The sequence below is a fragment of the Streptomyces sp. NPDC029164 genome (genome assembly GCF_055563995.1).
The window spans coordinates 100,963-120,010 of sequence record NZ_JBVHWW010000017.1; the positions used below are offsets into that span (position 1 = coordinate 100,963).

Genomic DNA, 19,048 nt, shown 5'->3' on the forward strand with positions numbered 1-19,048 from the left:
CCGCTGTCCGAGGCACCCCTTGGGGGCCGGGGCCTCGCAGGAGGAACGGGTACGCGATGCATGAGGAGATGCCGTTCGAGGACCTGATCAGCGGCGCCGCCCAGGACGCCGGGGGATGGCTCGGCGCGCTGCCGGTGGCGCTGGTGGCCACCAGCAGCGACGGAGTGGTCGTGCGCTGGAACCACGGCGCGCAGGAACTCCTCGGCTACACCCCGCCCCAGGTGCTCGGGCGGCACATCGCCGATCTGCTCCATCCGGGGGCCGACCGCAGCCTGGGCCGCTCCCTGTGGGAGACGGCCGCCACCGGGCGCGGGGTGATGGGTACGGTCACCGCCTGGCACCGCAGCGGGCACCCGCTGGAGCTGGAGATCTGGGCCTGCCCCGTCCCCGACCGGCGGCACGGCGCCTCGGCCGTTCTGGTCTTCGCCGCGGACGCCCACGCCGCCCGCCGCATCCGGGGGTCCTCGGCGGTGTGGGACGGGCTGTTCGCCCGCTCCCCCGTCGGCATCGCCATACTCGACACACAGCTGCGGTTCCTGCAGGTCAACCCGGCGCTCGAGGAGATGAACGGGCTCGCGGAATCCGCCCACGTGGGCCGGCGCCTGGCCGAGATCCTGCCCGAGGTGAACGCCGACGAGATGGAACAGGCGATGCGCCAGGTCCTGGACACGGGTGAACCGGTCCTCGACCGGCGCCGCACCGGCCGGACCCCCGCCGACCCGGAGCACGACCGCGTGTGGTCGTGCTCGTACGTGCGCGTGGAGGACCCCGGCGGCCGGCCGATCGGTGTCATCGCCTCCCTTCTCGACATCACCCGGCAGCAGCGCGATCAGACCGAGGTCGAGGCGGGCCGCCGCAGGCTCGCGCTGCTGAGCGAGGCCAGTGCCCGTATCGGTGCCAGCCTCGACCTGGAGCGCACGGCGCAGGAGCTGGCCGACCTCGCCGTCCCGCACCTCGCCAACGCCGTCACCGTCGACGTCCTCGACTCCCTCGCGAGCGGCAACGAGCCGGGCCCGGGGCTGGCGGCCGGCGTCGCCCTGCGCCGCCTGGGCAAGGCGCCGCTGACCGGCTCCGCCGTCACCCAGATCCTGGCGCCGCTCGGCCGCACCCTCACCTTCCCCGCGGCCGCCCCGTACACCCAGGCCCTCGCGGCCCGGCAGCCCTTCCTGATGGCCCACCTCGACGAACGGGCCGTCGCCTCGGCCTCCCGCCACACCCCCAAGCCGGCCCAACTGCTCGAGACGGGCGTGCACTCGTTCATGATGATCCCGCTCGTCGCGCGGGACGTGGTCCTCGGCGTCGCGACCTTCTACCGCGCCCAGCCGGGCGGGGCCTCCTTCGGCTCCGACGACGTCACGCTCGCCGCCGAACTCGCCGCCCGGGCCGCGGTCGGCATCGACAACGCGCGGCTGTACCACCACGAGCACGAGACCGCCGTCGTCCTCCAGCGCAGCATGCTCCCCCAGCACGTCACGCCTCCCCCGGGCATCGAGATCGCCCACCGCTACCTGGCGGCCAGCGACGTCAACGAGGTCGGCGGCGACTGGTACGACGTCCTGCCCCTCACCGGGGGCCGGGCCGCCCTCCTCATCGGGGACGTCATGGGCCACGGCATCGCGGCCGCCGCGGTCATGGGGCGCCTCTCCGCGACCGTACGCGCCCTCGCGCGCCTCGACATGTCCCCGACGGCGCTGCTGCACCAGTTGGAGGCCACCCTCGCCGACCTCGCCGAACCGATGCTCGCCACCTTCCTCTACGTGGTCTGCGACCCCGCCACCGGCCACTGCACCGTCACCCGCGCCGGACACCCGCCACCGGCCGTGGCGGAACCCGACGGCACCGTGTACCTCGTCAAGACCCCGCCCGGCGTCCCGTTGGGCGTCGGCGGCATCACCTTCACCACCACCGAAATCACCCTGCCCCCGGGCAGCCTGCTCGTCCTCTACACCGACGGCCTGATCGAGGCCCGCAGCCGCGACATCGACGAACGCCTCAACGAACTCACCAGCCTGCTCACCGAACCGGAGCAGCCGCTGGACCACCTCTGCGACACCCTGATCGCTCACCTGGTACCGGCATCCGCGGACGACGACATCGCCCTCCTGGCGGCCCGCATCGGCACCAACCCCCACCGCCCCCTCCCCTGAAGGTCCGCAGGCCGAGTGCACTCGCCGCACCGGTGCGTCCTGGCCCCGGTTGAGTCTCCCGTGGGGGGAGACACCAAGCTGGGGTCATGGACAGCGGCACGCTCTATTCCATCGGAGAACTCTCCCGTCGGACCGGCCTGACGGTGAAGACCATCCGGTACTACTCCGACAAGGGCCTCGTCCCGCCCACCGGCCGGAGCCCGGCCGGCTATCGGCTCTACGGCGTCGACGCACTCGCCCGCCTGGACCTGGCCCGCACGCTGCGCGATCTCGGGCTCGATCTGGCGACCGTACGCAGGGTGCTGGACCGGGAGGCAACCGTGCCGGAGGTCGCGGAAGCCCACGCCAACGCCCTGGACGTGCAGATCCAAACGCTTCGCCTGCGCCGGGCGGTTCTCCGCGCCGTCGCCCGGCGCGGCCCCACCACGATGGAGATGGACCTCATGCACCGACTCGCCACGCTGTCCCAGGCCGAACGACGCCGACTCGTATCCGGCTTCATCGACGACACCTTCGAAGGCCCGCACAGCAACCCCGAGTTCGTGTCTCTGATGCGATCCGCCCTGCCCGAGCTTCCCGACGATCCCACGCCCGAACAGGTCGAGGCCTGGATGGAACTCGCCGGGCTCTGCCAGAACGCGGACTTCCGTGCCGCGATACGCCGCGCGGCTGAGGAACAGGCGGAAGAGCCCCCGCAGCACGACGTCGGCGGCCTGCAGGACGCACTCGACCAGGCGATGCGCGAACGCATCGACGAAGCCGTGTCCGCCGGCCTGCTGCCGTCCTCCGCCACGCGTACGTCCCCTGCGGATGCTCTGGGCAGCCTCTACGCCCACGCGTTCGAGCGCGCCGGCGACAGCGACCTGCGCCGCTGGCTCCTCGCCCGCCTGCGGGCGACCGCCGACCCGTACGCCGAGCGCTACTGGGAGCTCCTGGCGACGGTCAACGGATGGCCCGCATCGCCTACGCTCGCTCCCGTTCACTCCTGGTTCACGACCGCCTTCGCCACGGCCTTCGCCACGAGCGGGGACGACGATCACAAGGGCCCGATGCGATGAGAACGCGCAAGCTGACCTTCGGCCTGTACGCGGACGAACAGGGGCTGGCCTGGGTCAGGGCACTCGTCGAGGACGCCGCCGGCGCGCGGAGCGCCCGGATCGTGAGCGAGACCGTCACGCTCGCTTACGGGTACGACTACCTGGCGGAACAGTGGGCCCTGGAACATCCCTCGCAGGGCAGCGGCGCACGACAACTGAGGGAACTGCGCGTCCACTTGGCCTGTTCCCTGCGGGCATGGCGGGCCACCCGCAAGACGGTGATCGAGAGCCTGTGCCCTGAGGGGACGGCTCCCCACACCTGCCGCGTCCCGTGGTCGGCTGCCTGAACCAGTGGACTGGAGGCCTCTTGGGGCGACCCGCTGCACCCCCCGGCGGGCGGCCCGTGCCACGGTCGGCGGCTCCTCGGAGCCGAAGGATCCGCGCCGGCTGTCCACCCTGGAGGCGGTGGACGGCGAACTCGTCTCGGACAGCCTCGTCTGCCGCTACGACCCCGCCGCCTCACCCGACGGCCTGCGGGGCTCCGAGGGCGCGTTCTCGCTGTGCTCCTTCCGCTACGTGTACGCCCTCGCGCGCGCCGGCCGGGTCGGGCAAGCCCGTTACGCCTTCGACAAGATGCTCACCTACGCGAACCACGTCGGGCTGTTCGCCGAGGAGACCGGACCGACGGCGGAACTTGACCGGGCCACGAGCGACACGGCCGACCACCCGGCTTAGGCCGTCTCTTGCGGCTCCTCCTGGAGGGCCTTGAGGGAGAGGGAGACGCGTTCTCGGACCGGGTCGACGTCGAGGATCTTCGCGGTGATCTCCTGACCGACGGAGACGACCTCGGAGGGGTAGTCGAAGGGGAGCCATGACAGCTCGGGGATGTTGATCACCGCGATGAAGCCGCCGATGTCCACGAACGTGACGCCGAAGTCGGCGATGTGGGTCACGGTGCCGGTGACGACCTGACCCCGCTGGAGGGCCCGGGTCTTCAGGAAGGCCCAGTTCCGGTCACTCGGAGTGGGATCGGTCCCCCAGCGGGCCCGCACCACTCCGTCGCCGTCCGGCATGACGGCGGTGATGAAGGGCACGCGTTCGTCCGCGTACATGGGCAGGAGCGCTGCCGCACCGGCACGGGACATCCGGGCGGCCAACTCCGCGTAGTCGTCCTCGTCGACGACGGCGCTGTGGATCCGGCCGTCCTCGTCCTGCCAGACGCCCTCGACGAGGCCGTCGGCGGGGAACGAGCCGAGGACGGCGTCGATGTCCGGGGACAGGTCCGGCCACACGGCCAGCCGGGCGCGGGGGGCGAGCCCGGCGCGAACCGTGTCGAGGGTCTCGTAGTCGAGGCGGTGCCAACGGGAGGCCCCTTCGATCGGCGTCTCCTCCAGGAGTCCCGCCCGGCACGAGGCGACGGCCCATCTCAGGCGGGCCCAGAACGCGTCGTCGCCCGGCCGCCGGACCTCGTCCTCGTCGGTCTCCATGTCGTACGGGGACGCGTCCACGCGTTCCGGGAAGAGCCCGAGCGCGCGGGCCCGGGCCTGCCCCTGCTCGCACGGGGAGCTGCTGCCGATGAAGAGGTACTGGTCCCATCCCACGTGCACGGCGAACGCGTCCTCCGCCTCCAGCCGGCACCAGGCGCCGCCGTCGCGCAGCATGACCCGCACCAGTGCGAGCGCGGTGTCGAGCGGAACCTCCGCCCCGTCGTGAAAACCCGCCGGGCCGGCCGTGTCGCGCGGGAAGAGCCCGTCCAGCCCGAAACCGTCCATGGGCGGCTCGGCACCGAAGTGCACGAAGGACGAGATCGCCGGCTCGCGCACGCGGAGGCGGTCGATCCCGGACTCGACGGCGAACGCCTCGACCGCCTGGAGGTAAGCCGCCTCGACCGCGCCGTGATCGCTGACGCTGTCCTCGGCGCCGACGTAGGAACCGTGTTCGTCACGGTCGGCGGGGTCGTACTTGGTGACGCGGTACACGTAGGGAAGCACGCCCCCATCCTCCCTCGCAGCAGGCGGCGCGCGTCCTCCGGCCCCGTCGCCGCCTCCGGAGGATCCGTCAGCCGTTCAGCGACTGCATCAGCTCCGGGGCGTAGCGGTCGCCCGAGGCCACGCCGTGGGGGGCGACGGCGTCGATGGCGGCCAGATCCGCGTCGGTGATCGTCACGGCGGTGGCGGCGATGTTCTCCTCCAGGTAGCGGCGGCGCTTGGTGCCGGGGATGGGCACCGCGCCCTGGCGCAGGGTCCAGGCCAGCGCGAGCTGCGAAGGCGTGACGCCCTTGTCGGCGGCGAGACGGCGGACCTGGTCGACGACGGCCAGGTTGCGGGCGAAGTTCTGGCCCTGGAAGCGCGGGTCGGTGCGGCGGAAGTCGTCGGCGGCGAAGTCGTCCGGGCCGGCGATCGCGCCGGAGAGGAATCCGCGGCCGAGCGGGGAGTACGCGACGAGTCCGATGCCGAGCTCGCGCAGGGTGTCGAGGACCCCGTCGTGCTCGATGCCGCGCTCGAAGAGGCTGTACTCGGTCTGCACGGCGGCCAGCGGGTGGACGGCGTGCGCGCGGGCGATGGTGGAGGGCGCGGCCTCGCACAGGCCGATGTGGCGGACCTTGCCGGCGGCGACGAGCTCGGACAGGGCGCCCACGCTCTCCTCGACGGGCACGTTCGGGTCGATGCGGTGCAGGTAGTACAGGTCGATGTGGTCGGTGCCCAGGTGACGCAGGGAGCGGTCGGCCGAGCGGCGGATGTACTCGGGGCTCGCATTGTGGCCGAGGAAGGCGCCCTCGTCGGTGAACTCGACGCCGGTCTTCGTGGCGACCACGGCGGCTTCGCGGCGGCCGGCGAGGGCCTTGCCGAGGAGCTGCTCGTTGAGGAAGGGGCCGTAGCCTTCGGCGGTGTCGAGCAGGGTGACGCCGAGCTCAAGGGCTCGGTCGATCGTGGCGAGCGACTCGGTCTCGTCCGTGGCTCCGTAGTGGGCGCTCATGCCCATCAGGCCGAGCCCCTCGGCGCCTACCTTCAGCCCCTGGCCGCCCAGTGCGCGGATCTCCATCGCGGTCTCCATCATGCTCTCCCGGTAAGTAACTAACTGGATAGATAGAGCGTGCACCACCCGCGCGCTGGATGTCAATAACCAGATAGTTACTTGCTACGCTGCGGGGCATGGCACGGGATTCCAGCGCGACCAAGGCACGCCTGCTCGACGCGGCCTTCTCCGAGTTCGCGACGCACGGCATCGCCGGCGCGCGGATCGACCGCATCGCCGAGACCGCCCAGGCGAACAAGCGGCTCATCTACGTCTACTACGGCAACAAGGAACAACTCTTCGACGCCGTGCTCCAGCGGGCGCTGGAGACGGGCTCGGAGTCCGTCCCCTTCGACGTCGACGACCTGCCCGGCTACGCGGGAGCCATCTTCGACCACCTCGTCGAGCGGCCGTCGCTGATGCGTCTGGTGCTGTGGAAGCAGCTGGAACGCCCGGGGAGCACGGACACCGAGGCGGCGTCCTACCAGGGCAAGATCGCAGCCGTGCGGCAGGCGCAGGAGGCGGGCCGGATCGACGCCGCAATGGACGCCGCCGACGTCCTGACGCTGGTGGTGGCCCTGTCACAGGCGTGGTTCGGCGCCATGGGCGGTCCGGCGGCCGGCGGTGCGGCAGGCGGCGAGGCCGGTTCCGACTGGGCACCGGCCCGGCTCGCCCGCCACCGGGAGGCGGTCGTCGAGGCGGTGCGCAGGATCACCGCGCCCCATGGGGACGGGAGTTGAACCTCCCGCGGGTCAAGTGGATGCGTACCGTGGGCGGATGGGGTCGCACGGGTGAGCCGGCCGGTGCCTCGATAATGTGAGGACGGCCGGCCTGCGCCGGTGTTCGTGGGGTGCTTGCAAGGCACGGGGGAAGAGGGGGCGGCTGGGATGCGCGTACGGATCGACAGTGGTGACGGGGACGGCCGGGGTGCGGAGCAGACCGCCGGGCTGACCGGGGAGTTCGCCGACTGGCTGACCCAGGACCGGGAGGTCTCCCGGCACGCGGTGGTCCGCCGCGTCCGTGCGGAGGCCCCTGAGGGTGCGATGTCGGGTGATCTGGTCGAGTGGATCGGTCTCGCCGTCTCCTCCGGGTTCTCGACCGCCGCGCTCGTGTACGCGCACCGGACCTTCCGCGCCTCCCTCCCGCCCCGCTTGCGCTCCGGCGCGCGGCTGGTGGTCGAGCACGACGGCGTCCGCGTGGTCATCGAGGACGGGACCGAGCAGGACGTGGCCCGCCTCGTACGCGCCCTGGCCGGGGCGGAGGCAGCCGGGAGCCCCGAGGGCGGTACGGAATCCGGCCCCGGCCGGTCCCAGGGCGCCGCGCCGGAGGATGCCAGCGGTGCCGGTTCCTGACCCGTCCGCGAGCCGGGCGGTGCTGGTCGGGATGGACGGCTACACCCACCGGGACCTGGCACCGCTGCCCGCGGCCGCCGCCGGCGCACACCGGCTCGCCGAGTTGCTGCGCGATCCGTCGGTCTGGGGCCTGCCCGCCGCCCACGTCACGGTCCTGGGCTCGGACGCCTCCATGGCGCGCGTCCTGGGCGCGGTGCGTGACGCGGCCCTGGAGACCACGGACACGCTCTTCGTGTACTTCGCCGGGCACGGTCTGCGCGACCGCGACGAGAAGCTGTACCTGGCGCTGGCCGAGGCGGACGCGGATCATCCGCAGATCGGGACGGTCCCGTACCGGGCGTTACGCGATGTGGTGCGGCAGGCCGGGTACCGGGCGCGCCACCGTGTGACGGTGCTGGACTGCTGCTACAGCGGCCTGGCCGGTGCCATGTCCGTAGGCGGTGTTCCCACACGCACCGATCTCGCCCACGCGCTGGACGAGCCCGCGCACTCCGGTGGGAACGGGTCCGGCCCGTGGCCCCCGATGGGCACGCGCCCGGGCCAGGACCCCAACGGGGACGGGGGCGGGAACGGTCACGGCGACACCGCCGGGGACGAGGACGACTACGGGGACTGCGTGCTGACCTCGGCTCCCCCGACCCGGCGCTCCTTCGTCCCCAGGGGTGCCCGGTTCCCGGAATTCACGGGCCTGCTGATCAGCTTGCTCGAACACGGCGTCGCCGACGCGGGCGCGGAGCTCAGTCTGGACGACGCCTGGCGCCGGATCCTGCGGCGCATGCGCGAGCGCGGCAGCCCCGAGCCGCAGCAGTTCGCCCAGAACTCCGTCGCCGCCCGGATCCGCCTGCGCAACCGGGCCGCCGCGCCCGGCCGAGCCCCCGTACCCACCGGGCCGGCTGCCGCGGCCGGCCCGCTGAGCGCAGCCGGCACGATGAGCGCAGCCATCACACCGACCGAACCCACCAGGCCGAAGCCGGCCTTCGCACGTGCCCGGCGCCCCGGCGACGCCCCGCCTGGGACGGGCTTCGAGAACGGGCCACTGGCCGTCATCGACGCCGACGCCGAGGACGGCCGGGTGCGGGCCCACTGCGCGGCCGGCGCGGTGCTGGACTGTCCCGCCCCGACGCTCGACTCGCTCCTTGACTGGACGCTCACCCGGGCGCGGCTCGGCGCACCCAGGCTGAACCGCAACGGCCGGGCAGCCGATCCGCTGCTCGTGCTCACCTCGGGCGCGGCCGTTCGGTTCGGTCTCCCCTCACGCCCGGAGGGTGCGTGGCCCTCCGGTCTCCCCCGGCTGCCGGACGATCACGAGGTCCTCAAGCAGCTGCGGCAGGCGGACTGGCAGCCGACCGAGCACGGCTTCGGCCCGTGGGCGAGGCTGTACCGCCCCGTCCTCGGCGGCCGGCGCCGGTGCGTGCAGCTGTGCCTCCTGCCCTGGGGTGCGTTGGACCCCCGCTACTGGGGCCTGACCGCGCAGTTGCCTCCGTCCGAGGTCGCCCGGCTGCTCGGCACGTACGCGGAGCGCATCATCACCCCGCACGGCTCCGCCGCCGCCACGGGCCTGTCGCTCATGACCGCGCTGAGGCCGCCGACCCGCGCCGTCAGGGACGAGCGGACCGGGGGCTGGGTGTCCGCGCCGAATCCCGGGGCGCTCAGGGGGGCGGTGGACTGTGCGCCCTGTGAGGCCCCGGACGGGCACCCGATGCTCGCCGGCCTGTATCCCCCTTCGCACCGGCGCACCCCGGACCAGGTCCTGCGGGAGGAGGCACACCGCTGGTCGCGGCCGCTGACCGGTGCCGAACGCCTCAAGGCGTACGTGGTCGCCATCAGGGTGACCCTGCCGCTCACCGCGGCGGCGAGCCGGCGCCGGGTGGGCCTGGGCGCGCCCGTGCACGTCGAGCGGCCCGTCTTCGACACGTCGCTGCCCGGCAGTTGGCTGGTGGACCTGTCGTCCGTCACCCTCGACGAGCACCTGCCCTCCCCGTTCACGCCCGACGGCCGGCCGCCGGCGGGCGCGGCCTGGTACACGACCCCGACCCTCGCCTACGCCGTGGAACTGGGCTTCCCCGTGCAGCCCGTCGAGGCGTACGTCCGCACCGCGGGCGGCGACTACCTGGATCCCTGGTACAAGCGGATACGCGACGGCTACCTGGCCACCATGGCCGACCTCGGCGTAACCGCCGGTCTCGGCGGCCGGGAGCTCCTGGACGCCCTGGCCGTCCACCGGGAGGGCGATCCCGGGCTGGTCGGTGTACTCGACGCGATCACGGCCACCGCCGAGGGCGGCCTGGGCAAGCTCGGTGAGGGCCCGCCCGAGGCGGGTCGCGGGCTCCGACAGCCCTGGTCGGCCCCGCAGCGCGCGACCTGGCGACCCGACATCCGCGCCGCCGTCGCCGCGACCGCCCGGGTCAACGCGCACCGCAAGATGCTCAGGCTGGCGCGGGAGACGGGCCTGTTCCCGGTGGCGGTCTCGGCGGACCGCGTCGTGTACGCGTCCGACGGCCCGTCACCGCTGGACCTCCTCCCCCACACGGCCGAGGGCAAGCCGCTCCCGGGGACCTTCCGGCTGGGCATCTCGCCGGGGTTGGCCACCCACGCCGGTACGCGGACGGTCGCGTGGGCCGAGCTGATGCGCCGGGAACACGGGCCGGACGTCAACATCGCGGACCACATCGGAGGCGGCACGCCCACCGCCGACGCCGATGGCGACGCCGGCTAGGCCGGGCCGGGGGCCGCGTTGCGGAACGAGCGGCGGTAGCTGTCCGGTGGCACGCCGACGATGCGCTTGAACTGGCGCCGAAGCGTCGTGGCGGTGCCCATGCCGGTGGCGAGGGCCACGGCCTCGATGGTCTCGTCGGTGGCCTCCAGCAGTTCCTGGGCGCGGCGTACGCGCTGGATCAGGAGCCACTGGAGCGGCGTCTGGCCGATCACCGACCGGAACTGCCGTCCGAGATTGCGCGGGCTCGTGTTCGCCTTCCGCGCCATGTCGGTCACCGTCAGCGGCTGGTCCAGCCGCTGACGCACCCAGGCGAGCAGGTGCGCGAGGGCGTGGTCGCCTCCGGCCTGCACCGGCGTGGCCACGAACTGGGCCTGGCCGCCCGGCCGATGGGGTGGCATGACGAGGCGGCGGGCGACGGAGTTGGCGATGGTGGCGCCGTGGTCGAGGTGGATCAGGTGGAGACAGAGGTCCACGGCGGCGGCCTTGCCGGCGGCCGTGAGGACGCTGCCGTTGTCCGTGTAGAGCACGTCCGGGTCGACGACGGCCAGCGGATGACGTGCCCTCAACTCCTCCGCGTGCGCCCAGTGGGTGGTGGCCCGGCGCCCGTCCAGCAGGCCCGCGGCGCCGAGTACGAAGGCTCCGGTGCACAGGGAGGCGACCCGGGCGCCCGCCGCGTGGGCGGCGCGCACGGCCTCGATGAGCTCCGGCGGCGGCGGTTCGTCGATGTCGGCGCACGCGGGGACGATCACGGTATCCGCCTCGGCCAAGCGCTCCAGCCCGTGGTCGGGCTCGACCGTGAACGGGCCGACCCGCACCGGCCCGGGCCCGCAGAGCAGTACGTCGTACCAGCCGTCGGTGGCCTCGCCTGGGGGATTGCCGAAGATCTCGTAGGCCACGGCCAGTTCGAAGTGCAGCAGGTGACCGGCGGCCGGCAGCGCGACAGTGGGCATGTCCGAAAGTGTACGCATGACGTCGTTCCGGACCCTCACGGTCGGGCGGGGCCCGCAACGAGAGTGGATCCACCAGGACATCGAGAGCGGGGAACGATGAGCGCGACAGCAGCAGTGGTGGTTTTCGGGGCGACGGGGCACACGGGCCGGTTCGTCGTCGCCGAACTGCGGAGGCGTGGTTTCGCCACCGTCGTCTCCGGCCGTGACGCGGCCCGGTTGGCGGTGCTGGCCGCCGAGTGGGGGGACGTGGAGGTGCGGCCGGCCACCGTGGACGACGCGGGCTCGCTGGACCGCGCCCTCACCGGCGCGGCGGCCGTCGTCAACTGCGCGGGACCGTTCGCGGTGACGGCGGGCCCCGTCGTCGAAGCGGCCCTGCGCGCGGGGATCCCGTACGTCGACGTCGCGGCGGAGATCGAGGCGAACGCCTCGATGTTCGCCGACCACGCGGCGGCGGCGCGCGCGGCGGACACGCCCGTGGTGCCGGCGATGGCGTTCTACGGTGGGCTGGGCGACCTGCTGGTGACCGCGGCGATGGGCGAATGGACCGCCGCGGACACGGTGCACGTCGCGTACGGGCTCAACGGCTGGCATCCCACGCCGGGTACCCGGGTGGCGGGCCGGGTGTCCCACGAGCGTCGCGCGGGCCGCCGGGTGCGGTTCGCGCAGGGCGCACTGCAGTACCACGACGACAAGCCGTGGGAGCAGGACTGGGTCTTCCCGGAGCCCGTGGGCCGGCGGGCGGTGATCGCGGAGTTCACGATGGCCGATGTGGTCACCGTTCCCAGCCATGTGGCCGTGCCCGAGGTCCGCACCTACATGACGGTCGAGGCCGCGAGGGACCTCGCCGACGAGGACACGCCGGCCCCGGAGCCGGTCGACGCCCTGGGACGGTCGGACCAGACCTTCGTCGTCGAGGTCGTGGTGAGCGCGGGTGGCGTCGAGCGCCGGGCCTCGGCTCGCGGCCGGGACATCTACGCGGTCACCGCACCGCTGGCGGTGGAGGCCGTCGAGCGCATCCTGGCAGGGCACGCGCGGACGACGGGTGTGGCCTCGGCGGGCGCGATGTTCGACGCGGTGGACTTCCTCCGGGCGTTGTCCCCGTACGTATCGGTCGAGCTTCCGCACTGACCGGTGAGGGCCTCGCGACACGGCGAGGGGCGGGGGCGGCGGCGGGGACGGCCGCGGGGACGGCCGCGGGGGCCGGCTCCGTCAGAGGCGGAGGACGACCAGGGCCGCGTCGTCGGTGACGCCGACGGGCGGAATCAGTTCGGTCAGCAGGGCGTCCGCGAGGGTGTCGGGGTCGGCGGCGCGGTGTCGTGCGAGGGAGTCGGCGAGCCGTTGGAGGCCTATGTCGATGTCCTCGCGGCGGCGTTCGATCAGGCCGTCGGTGTAGAGGACGAGGACGGACCCTTCGGCGAAGGCGGCCTGGGCCTCGGGGCGGCGTGTGTGTTCGGGCCGGGCGCCGAGCGGGGGGTCGGTCGCCTGGTCGAGGAAGCTGACCGTGCCGTCGGGGTGGCAGAGGGCGGGCGGCGGGTGTCCGGCGCTGCTGTAGGTGAGGACTCGGTCGCGCCAGTCGATGAAGACGGACACCACGGTGGTGGATTCGGCGTCTTCGACGGCTCGGGCGTACAGCCCGAGGACTTCGAGTGCCTGGGCGGGACCACCCACGACGCGGGAGGCGGCCGACAGGGCGCTGCGGAGCTGGCCCATGACCCCGGCGGCCCGGAGTCCGTGGCCGACGACGTCGCCCACGGCGACCGCGGTGCGCACGGGCATGTCGACGAGGTCGTACCAGTCGCCGCACACGTTCAAGGACGCGGTGGCGGGACGGTAGCGGACGGCGGCCTCGTGGTGCCCGAGCGGCTGGGGGGCGGGCAGCATCGCCTCCTGGAGGTGGAGGGCGACCTCGCGTTCGTGGGCGTGGGCCTGCCGCAGGCGCGCGTTGACCTCCTGCAGCTCCCCGCCGCGGGTGTAGAGGTCGGACGCCAGCTCCTGGGCGCGGTCGGAACCGCTGCCGGCTCCGACGCGGGCCCGGATGAGTTCGGTGACCTCCTCCACCCGGTGGAGCAGCAGCGCCACGCTGCCGTCGGGGGCGAGGACCGGGACGTTGACGGGGCTCCAGTACCGCTCCTCCCACACCCCGGGCCGGCCCTGGTGCTCCACGTCGTAGCGCTGCAGGGCCATGGTGTCGCGCTCCCCGGTGGTCGCGACCCGCTCCAGGGAGGCGCGCAGGTTCCGCATGCCGGTGGCGTCCGGATCGCCGGGGTTGTCGGGGAAGACGTCGAACAGGTACCGGCCGATCATCTGCTCGCGGGTGCGGCCGGACATGACCAGGAAGGCGTCGTTGGCGTCCACGTACACGAGATCGGGGGTGAGCAGCGCTACCGCGCCCGGCAGGGCTTGGAAGACCGCCTCGTAATCGATCCCGGATCCGTTCACGATCCACCTGCCCGCACGTCCGTACCCTCATGGGCCTGTTCCCACGATAGGTGCGAGCGGGGAGGGCGGGCCTGTCACGGCCCCCGGCCCTAAGCCGTTCGGACCCGGCCGGCCTCGGCGGCCTGGGCGGCCTCGGCGGCCTGGGCGGCCTGGGCGGCCTCGGCGGCCTCGGCGGCCTCCGCTGCGGTGGAGGAGGAGGCGAAGGTGAACGCGCGCGGTGACGGCCCGTGCGTCCGCAGGTCCGCCAGCCGTTCCAGGGCCTCGCCGACGGTCGGGAGGTGCCCGGCGGGGATCCACCAGAGCACCAGGTGCGCCTCGATGTGCCGTTCGAACCATTCGCGGCGCCGCCGCATCACCTCCAGGTGCCCGCTGCGGTAGGCGAAGTCCCACAGGGCCTCCTGGGTCTCCCACACCGACAGGTTGACGATGACGTCCTCGCCCGCGGGGCGCAGGCCGGTGGCGTCGGCCGCTCCCTCCTCCACGAGCCGCCACACGAAGCCGGGCGCGCCGTCGGCGGCGGTGTTGACCGGGTCGAGCAGCTCGACGAACGGCGCCACGCGCGGGTCGTCGAAGGGGTGGAGGAGCTTGGCGACGTTGAGCTGGGCGAGGTGGGCGGCGGCAGGCGGGGATGCGGTCATGGCCTCATCCCAGCACGGCCCCTCTTTCTATGTCAATCATTATTGTTTTTAGAAGCCTCGACCGCCACGCAGCACTCCCCCGGCCTGGCGTCCATACGGGCGCGGACGGGACCGTCCGCACCGAGCAGCCCCTCCAGCAGGGCGAGATTCATGCCGCAGACGAGCGGCGGGAAGCGTTCGGCGACGGCATGGAAGGGGCAGTTGCGCATACGGACGACACGCGCGGCCGTTCCGCTGCCCTCTGCCCCCGCCTCGGCCGCCTCACCCTCCGCGCTCCCCACGCCTTCCAGGTGGGGCTCGTAGCCGCGGGCGGCCAGCATCTCCATGGCCTCCTCCAGGCCGGCGCACGGCGCCGCCGATCCGCGCAGGGCCTCGCCCCTCCGGCGCGCGGCCGCGCAGAGCCCGGCGTCCAGCCCGGCCTGCTCGGCGGCCTCGGCGAGCAGCTCGGCGGCGGTGAGGTAGTCACGGGCGGGCAGCGACACCGACCACTCGGCCCGCGCCCGCGTGTACACCTTGGCGGGGCGGCCCGCCCCCGGCCCCGAGCGGCCCGTCAGACGCCGGCTCCCGCTCTCCAGCAGCCCGGCCTCGGTGAGCTTGTCCAGGTGGTGCGCGGCGAGCGTGCGCGCCACTCCGGCCGCCTCGGCGGCCTCGTTGCGGCCGACCTCACGCCCCTGCGCCACCACGTACTCGTACAGGCGGCGGCGCACCGGATCTTGCAGCACCGCGATCGTGTCGATGTCCTCCATCCCGCCATTCTAGGAACAACGCATGTTGGAGATAGAAAGCCCCAAGGTGACCTGGACGCGGCGCATCGAGATCACGTTCTCAGGTGCGTTCCGATGCCTCGATCGCGACGAGTTCGACCTCGAAGCCGTCCGCGTTCTCCAGGTAGGCGGCATGGTGCTGCGCACCGCCCGCGTGCGGATGCCTGTCGGGGAACATGAGCCGCCAGCCGTGCCGGGTCGCTTCCCCGGCCAGCCGCTCGACCTCGATGTCGTCCTTGACGTGAAAGGCCAGATGGTTCAGTCCCGGCCGGCAGCGGTCGTGCTCGGCGGCGGTGAGGGCCGGGGACTGCTCGATGACCAGGTAGGTCGGCCCGAGCCGCCAGCTGCGTCCGTTGCTCCAGTCCTGGTAGGGCGTGTGACCCAGTGCCCCGAGGAGCCAGCCGAACGAGGCGACCGCGCGGTCGAGGTCCGGGACCCACAGCTCGACGTGGTGCAGCATGCCGTGGGCCGGCGGGACGGGGGCGGCGTGGTGGGATGCGTTCACAGGCCGATCATCGTCCGCGGCCACTGCTCGGGGCCATCCCTCCCACCCGATTCCGCGGCGGCCGGCGGCGGCCGGGATCCTGAGCAACCGATCGAGTGACGTCCGTAGGCACGGGCATGTCGGCCGTACCCTCCCGGCGCCCACGGTCGAGGCTGGAGACCCATGAACACGTCACGTATGCCCTACACCCAGTTGGACGAGCGTTACAGCGACGAGGAGGCGGCCGCCGTCCCGTGGACGACGGCCGTGGCGGAGCTGACCGGGGCCGAGCTGTACTGGCTCACGACCGTACGTCCCGACGCGCGCCCGCACGTCACGCCCCTCATCGGTGTCTGGGCGGACGGTGCGCTGCACTTCTGCACGGGTCCGCACGAGCGCAAGGCCGAAAACCTCCGCGGGAATCCGAACGTCGTGCTCACCACCGGCAGCAACTCCCTCCACGGGGGCCTCGACCTGGTCGTCGAGGGCGAGGCGGTGCGCGTGAGCGACTCGGGGAGGTTGCGCGCGCTCGCCGAGGCGTGGGAGGCGAAGTACGGCGCGGAATGGCACTTCGACGTCGGCGAAGGCGTCTTCGTCAACCCCGGCGCCGGGGAGGCGGTGGTCTTCGCGGTCGCCCCGCGCACGGCCTTCGGCTTCGGCAAGGCCCCGTACAGCCAGACCCGCTGGCGCTTCGCCTGAGGTTCGGCGCCGAGCAGGCCGGACTTCGTGGACCCGACCTTAGAGGCTGAGGGCGTCCTCCGCGTTGTCCATCCAGGCCGTCACGGAGTTCTTGTCGGGCGAGACGTACAGACCGGGCGTCGATGCCTTCAGCGGGGTCTGCTCCAGGTCCGACTCCGTGTTCATGGTCAGCTCGATCGAGTTGACGGTCTTGCCCTTGCCGTCGTTGGCGCCGCCCATCAGCCCGGCGTACGCCGACTCTCCCGGGCCGAGCCTGATCGCGTCCTCGATACCGGGAGCCGTGCCGCGCTCCGTGGCCTGACCGTCCAGGTCCCCGAAGGTGACGATCGGATGCCCCAGTGCCCTGCACGCCTTGGTGCCCTTGTTGGTGATCTTCAGCAGGTAGCTGCTCGTCGTGGGCTCCGCCAGGGTCGCGGTGAACTTCACGTCGAGCGTGCTGCACGGGAAGACGTCGAAGTCGGGGTCGGTGGACGGCTTCGTCGGCTTCGGCTTCGCCGGCTTCGAAGTCGTCGACGGCTTGGCCGACGCGGCCGGCGTCGCGGACTTCACCGGGCTCGCCGTCGACCCGCCGGCCCCACCCCCCGCGCTGTCCTCGGGGGGCCCACAGGCGGTCAGGGCTGCCAGTGCGGATACGGCGGCGAGGACGGCTGCGGCTCTGCGTACGGTGCTCATGGTGTGGTTCCCCCCGATGAGAAGCGCGAAGTGCGCCGGGCTGGGCAGGGCTGGGATGGGCTCAGCACCAGCGTCCCGCAGAACCTTCACAGCTTGGTGACGGTGTCTTGCCGAATCCACCACGATCGACCCGGCCCGCCTCCCGCCCGGCGCGAGCTAGCATCTGCGTCCATGGTGAGACCCGAGGAGAACGGCCGTATCCCATGGGCGGCTTCCGGCGCCTGGCGCGTCACGGTGCTGAAGCAGGAGCGACGCAAGGCCGGCCCGCCGGCGTACGAGCCGTCGCGCCGCCAGGGTCAGCCGCTCGCCCGCCGGGAGGACCTCCGCGTCCACGGCACCGCGGGGAAGATCAGCTGCATCGACGGCTCGGGCCGCACCCGCTGGACCACGCCCTGTTCCGGCGTTCCCAACGCCGCCCACATATCCCGCGGCCGGGTCCTGGTCACCACGGACTCCCTCGCGTACACCGCCTGGGGGAACCTCGGCCCCGCCCTGCTGCTCGACCTCGCGGACGGCACCCTCATCACCGAACTGCGCGGGGAACGCGGCGCGGCCCTGGGCGGCGGCCGCTTCCTTCTCGGCCTGGAAGGTTACGACGCCTTCGACACCTGGGAGTACGACCGCGACGGCACCCTGGCCGACTCCTGGCGCAGTTACGGCCACTACGTCATCGGTACGGGCATCCGCGTCGTCGAGACCGACCGCAACCTGCCCACCCGCAGCCGGGTGGTCCGCCTCCTGCCGGGCGGCACCGTCGAACGCGGACCGCTGCTCACCGATCCGCTGACCCCGCGGCCGCTCGTCCTGTCGGACGGCACCATCCTGGTCCTCGACTCCGGGGTGCTACGGGCCGTCAGCCGCCGGCTGGAGGACTCCGTCCTCGCCGAGCTGCTCCCCGTAGCCCCCGAAGAGATGTGGCGCTATCACGGCCGGCTCGACCGGACCGGTGACAAGCTCACGGTGTCACTCACCGAACGGCATCCCGACCGCCCCGGCAAGCACACCGTCCACAGCTGGACCCTCGTCCTCCATCCGCCTCGATGAGCTCCGTTCAGCGGCAGAGGGCCGCGTCCACCACGCTCTCGAGATGCTTGGTGGCCGCCCCGTCGGCCGGGATGGCGGTCACCGCGATGCTGACGGCGCGACCGTCGTCGGTGACTCCGCCCCGGGACTCGTACCCGGGGATGTCACCGCCGTGGCCCCAGTAGACTCCGCCGCAGGACAGCGGCCTGCTCATGAGCCCCAGTCCGTAGCCGGCGCCGGTGTCACCTATGGGGACGGTGGTACGCATCTGGGCGAGCTGGGCCTCCGGGAGGAGGCGGCCTTCGAGGAGCTCGGTGAAGAACCGGTTGAGGTCGGAGTTGGTGGAGATCATCTGGCCTGCCGCCCAGGCCACGGAGGGGTCGATCTCCGTCGTGTCGCGCAGCGGTGCGTCCGCCGAATCCCGGTGGTAGCCCTTGGGATGGGCTTCTCGGATGGACATGTCACCGGAAGCGGGGAAGTAGGTGTGGCGCAGCCCGATGGGCTTGATGACGCGCTGGTCGATCACCTCGGCGAGGGGTCGGCCGGTGACCTTCTGGATGATCAGGCCGGCCACGACGTAGTTCGTGTTGCTGTACGCCCACTTCGCCCCGGGGTCGAAGGCGGACGCCTGCCGGAACGCGATGTCGAGGAGGTCGCGGGGTTCGAAGTACCGGTGCCGGAGGATGTCGTCGTTGACGAGGTGTTCGTACTCGGGAAGTCCACTGGTGTGCTGGAGGAGATGGCGGACCTTGATGCGGCTCCCGTCGATGCCCTCTCCGCGGACGACCCCCTGCAGGTACGTGTCGACCGTGGCATCGAGGTCGATCCTCCCTTCGCCGGCCAGTTGCAGCGCGACCACGGCGGTGAACGTCTTGGTGCTGCTGCCGATCCGCACCTGACCGTCCCGGGGCACCTTCGCACCGGTGGCGAGATCGCCCACCCCCGCCGTGTAGGTACGGGTGCGGCCCTCACTGTCCCTGACGCTCGCCAGCGCGGCGGGCAGGCCGTCGGAGTGCACCAGCGCGTTCAGACCCTGCTGGACGGTGTCCGGCCTGGCAGCGGACGCCACGGGCGCCACGAGAACACCCGCCGTCATGACACCGACGACCAGC

Annotated in this window: 18 protein-coding genes and 1 pseudogene; 10 read left to right on the top strand and 9 right to left on the bottom strand. The window is 72.7% G+C overall.

The annotated features are described in order from the left end of the window. Positions 1-56: 56 nt before the first annotated feature. From ACZ4VT_RS18295 to ACZ4VT_RS18310, 4 genes and pseudogenes are all read left to right on the top strand, one after another. Positions 57-2,147, top strand: a complete 2,091-nt coding sequence (locus tag ACZ4VT_RS18295; RefSeq protein WP_467950799.1) for a SpoIIE family protein phosphatase — start codon at positions 57-59, stop codon at positions 2,145-2,147. 86 nt (positions 2,148-2,233) lie between these two features. Further along, positions 2,234-3,205: a MerR family transcriptional regulator gene (locus ACZ4VT_RS18300; RefSeq protein ID WP_467950801.1), complete on the top strand. Its 972-nt coding sequence runs from the start codon at positions 2,234-2,236 to the stop codon at positions 3,203-3,205. Beyond that, positions 3,202-3,531: a hypothetical protein gene (locus ACZ4VT_RS18305; protein ID WP_467950803.1), complete on the top strand. Its 330-nt coding sequence runs from the start codon at positions 3,202-3,204 to the stop codon at positions 3,529-3,531. The genes ACZ4VT_RS18300 and ACZ4VT_RS18305 overlap by 4 nt, the downstream gene beginning before the upstream one ends. A gap of 82 nt (positions 3,532-3,613) precedes the next feature. Further along, positions 3,614-3,877, top strand: a pseudogene (locus tag ACZ4VT_RS18310) (glycoside hydrolase family 15 protein); the annotation flags it as partial. A 38-nt stretch (positions 3,878-3,915) separates the two neighbouring features. Here ACZ4VT_RS18310 and ACZ4VT_RS18315 read toward each other — a convergent pair. Together ACZ4VT_RS18315 and ACZ4VT_RS18320 are read right to left on the bottom strand one after the other, a co-directional pair. Then, entirely contained in the window at positions 3,916-5,175 is a 1,260-nt protein-coding gene (locus tag ACZ4VT_RS18315) for a S1 RNA-binding domain-containing protein (RefSeq protein ID WP_467950805.1), read from the bottom strand. A 67-nt stretch (positions 5,176-5,242) separates the two neighbouring features. Beyond that, complete coding sequence (locus tag ACZ4VT_RS18320; protein ID WP_467950905.1) at positions 5,243-6,226, bottom strand: aldo/keto reductase; 984 nt, start codon at positions 6,224-6,226, stop codon at positions 5,243-5,245. A 110-nt stretch (positions 6,227-6,336) separates the two neighbouring features. Here ACZ4VT_RS18320 and ACZ4VT_RS18325 point away from each other — a divergent pair, with 110 nt between their 5' ends. The 3 genes from ACZ4VT_RS18325 to tap all read left to right on the top strand — a co-directional run bounded on the left by ACZ4VT_RS18325 (position 6,337) and on the right by tap (position 10,267). Then, positions 6,337-6,939 (top strand): TetR/AcrR family transcriptional regulator, encoded by a 603-nt coding sequence (locus ACZ4VT_RS18325; RefSeq protein WP_467950807.1) that lies wholly within the window; start codon positions 6,337-6,339, stop codon positions 6,937-6,939. A gap of 147 nt (positions 6,940-7,086) precedes the next feature. Continuing rightward, a complete protein-coding gene (locus ACZ4VT_RS18330) occupies positions 7,087-7,551 on the top strand; it encodes an effector-associated constant component EACC1 (protein WP_467950808.1) in 465 nt (154 codons plus the stop codon). Beyond that, positions 7,538-10,267, top strand: a complete 2,730-nt coding sequence (gene tap / locus ACZ4VT_RS18335) for a telomere-associated protein Tap (RefSeq protein ID WP_467950809.1) — start codon at positions 7,538-7,540, stop codon at positions 10,265-10,267. The genes ACZ4VT_RS18330 and tap overlap by 14 nt, the downstream gene beginning before the upstream one ends. Here tap and ACZ4VT_RS18340 read toward each other — a convergent pair. After that, positions 10,264-11,217: a helix-turn-helix domain-containing protein gene (locus ACZ4VT_RS18340; protein ID WP_467950811.1), complete on the bottom strand. Its 954-nt coding sequence runs from the start codon at positions 11,215-11,217 to the stop codon at positions 10,264-10,266. The two genes, tap and ACZ4VT_RS18340, sit on opposite strands and share 4 nt — an antisense overlap. 96 nt (positions 11,218-11,313) lie before the next feature. On the opposite strand from ACZ4VT_RS18340, the gene ACZ4VT_RS18345 reads away from it, so the two are divergent. Then, entirely contained in the window at positions 11,314-12,345 is a 1,032-nt protein-coding gene (locus ACZ4VT_RS18345) for a saccharopine dehydrogenase NADP-binding domain-containing protein (protein WP_467950813.1), read from the top strand. 81 nt (positions 12,346-12,426) lie between these two features. Here the strand turns inward: ACZ4VT_RS18345 and ACZ4VT_RS18350 are convergent, their stop codons facing one another. From ACZ4VT_RS18350 to ACZ4VT_RS18365, 4 genes are all read right to left on the bottom strand, one after another. Next, positions 12,427-13,659, bottom strand: a complete 1,233-nt coding sequence (locus ACZ4VT_RS18350) for a PP2C family protein-serine/threonine phosphatase (RefSeq protein ID WP_467950907.1) — start codon at positions 13,657-13,659, stop codon at positions 12,427-12,429. An 86-nt stretch (positions 13,660-13,745) separates the two neighbouring features. Beyond that, positions 13,746-14,294, bottom strand: coding sequence for a DUF3291 domain-containing protein (locus ACZ4VT_RS18355; protein ID WP_467950814.1), 549 nt, complete (start codon positions 14,292-14,294; stop codon positions 13,746-13,748). A gap of 32 nt (positions 14,295-14,326) precedes the next feature. After that, entirely contained in the window at positions 14,327-15,040 is a 714-nt protein-coding gene (locus ACZ4VT_RS18360; protein WP_467950816.1) for a helix-turn-helix transcriptional regulator, read from the bottom strand. Positions 15,041-15,119: 79 nt separating this feature from the next. Beyond that, positions 15,120-15,518: a VOC family protein gene (locus ACZ4VT_RS18365; RefSeq protein WP_467950909.1), complete on the bottom strand. Its 399-nt coding sequence runs from the start codon at positions 15,516-15,518 to the stop codon at positions 15,120-15,122. A gap of 207 nt (positions 15,519-15,725) precedes the next feature. Between ACZ4VT_RS18365 and ACZ4VT_RS18370 the strand changes: the two genes are divergently transcribed. After that, a complete protein-coding gene (locus ACZ4VT_RS18370; RefSeq protein ID WP_467950818.1) occupies positions 15,726-16,241 on the top strand; it encodes a pyridoxamine 5'-phosphate oxidase family protein in 516 nt (171 codons plus the stop codon). 39 nt (positions 16,242-16,280) lie between these two features. On the opposite strand, the gene ACZ4VT_RS18375 is transcribed toward ACZ4VT_RS18370, so the two are convergent. Beyond that, positions 16,281-16,913: a DUF4232 domain-containing protein gene (locus tag ACZ4VT_RS18375; RefSeq protein ID WP_467950819.1), complete on the bottom strand. Its 633-nt coding sequence runs from the start codon at positions 16,911-16,913 to the stop codon at positions 16,281-16,283. A 171-nt stretch (positions 16,914-17,084) separates the two neighbouring features. Here ACZ4VT_RS18375 and ACZ4VT_RS18380 point away from each other — a divergent pair, with 171 nt between their 5' ends. Next, a complete protein-coding gene (locus ACZ4VT_RS18380) occupies positions 17,085-17,957 on the top strand; it encodes a hypothetical protein (RefSeq protein WP_467950821.1) in 873 nt (290 codons plus the stop codon). A 7-nt stretch (positions 17,958-17,964) separates the two neighbouring features. Here ACZ4VT_RS18380 and ACZ4VT_RS18385 read toward each other — a convergent pair whose 3' ends face one another. Further along, positions 17,965-19,032 (bottom strand): serine hydrolase domain-containing protein, encoded by a 1,068-nt coding sequence (locus ACZ4VT_RS18385; protein ID WP_467950823.1) that lies wholly within the window; start codon positions 19,030-19,032, stop codon positions 17,965-17,967. Positions 19,033-19,048: the final 16 nt, after the last annotated feature.

Bases quoted from the DNA above. Each gene is read 5' to 3' on its own strand.
- ACZ4VT_RS18380 (WP_467950821.1), top strand. From the start codon at position 17,085: ATGGTGAGACCCGAGGAGAACGGCCGTATCCCATGGGCGGCTTCCGGC.
- ACZ4VT_RS18300 (WP_467950801.1), top strand. From the start codon at position 2,234: ATGGACAGCGGCACGCTCTATTCCATCGGAGAACTCTCCCGTCGGACC.
- ACZ4VT_RS18355 (WP_467950814.1), bottom strand. From the start codon at position 14,294: ATGACCGCATCCCCGCCTGCCGCCGCCCACCTCGCCCAGCTCAACGTC.
- ACZ4VT_RS18305 (WP_467950803.1), top strand. From the start codon at position 3,202: ATGAGAACGCGCAAGCTGACCTTCGGCCTGTACGCGGACGAACAGGGG.
- ACZ4VT_RS18295 (WP_467950799.1), top strand. From the start codon at position 57: ATGCATGAGGAGATGCCGTTCGAGGACCTGATCAGCGGCGCCGCCCAG.
- ACZ4VT_RS18375 (WP_467950819.1), bottom strand. From the start codon at position 16,913: ATGAGCACCGTACGCAGAGCCGCAGCCGTCCTCGCCGCCGTATCCGCA.
- ACZ4VT_RS18370 (WP_467950818.1), top strand. From the start codon at position 15,726: ATGAACACGTCACGTATGCCCTACACCCAGTTGGACGAGCGTTACAGC.
- ACZ4VT_RS18365 (WP_467950909.1), bottom strand. From the start codon at position 15,518: ATGCTGCACCACGTCGAGCTGTGGGTCCCGGACCTCGACCGCGCGGTC.
- ACZ4VT_RS18340 (WP_467950811.1), bottom strand. From the start codon at position 11,217: ATGCCCACTGTCGCGCTGCCGGCCGCCGGTCACCTGCTGCACTTCGAA.
- ACZ4VT_RS18325 (WP_467950807.1), top strand. From the start codon at position 6,337: ATGGCACGGGATTCCAGCGCGACCAAGGCACGCCTGCTCGACGCGGCC.
- ACZ4VT_RS18330 (WP_467950808.1), top strand. From the start codon at position 7,087: ATGCGCGTACGGATCGACAGTGGTGACGGGGACGGCCGGGGTGCGGAG.
- ACZ4VT_RS18320 (WP_467950905.1), bottom strand. From the start codon at position 6,226: ATGGAGATCCGCGCACTGGGCGGCCAGGGGCTGAAGGTAGGCGCCGAG.
- ACZ4VT_RS18360 (WP_467950816.1), bottom strand. From the start codon at position 15,040: ATGGAGGACATCGACACGATCGCGGTGCTGCAAGATCCGGTGCGCCGC.
- ACZ4VT_RS18345 (WP_467950813.1), top strand. From the start codon at position 11,314: ATGAGCGCGACAGCAGCAGTGGTGGTTTTCGGGGCGACGGGGCACACG.
- ACZ4VT_RS18385 (WP_467950823.1), bottom strand. From the start codon at position 19,032: ATGACGGCGGGTGTTCTCGTGGCGCCCGTGGCGTCCGCTGCCAGGCCG.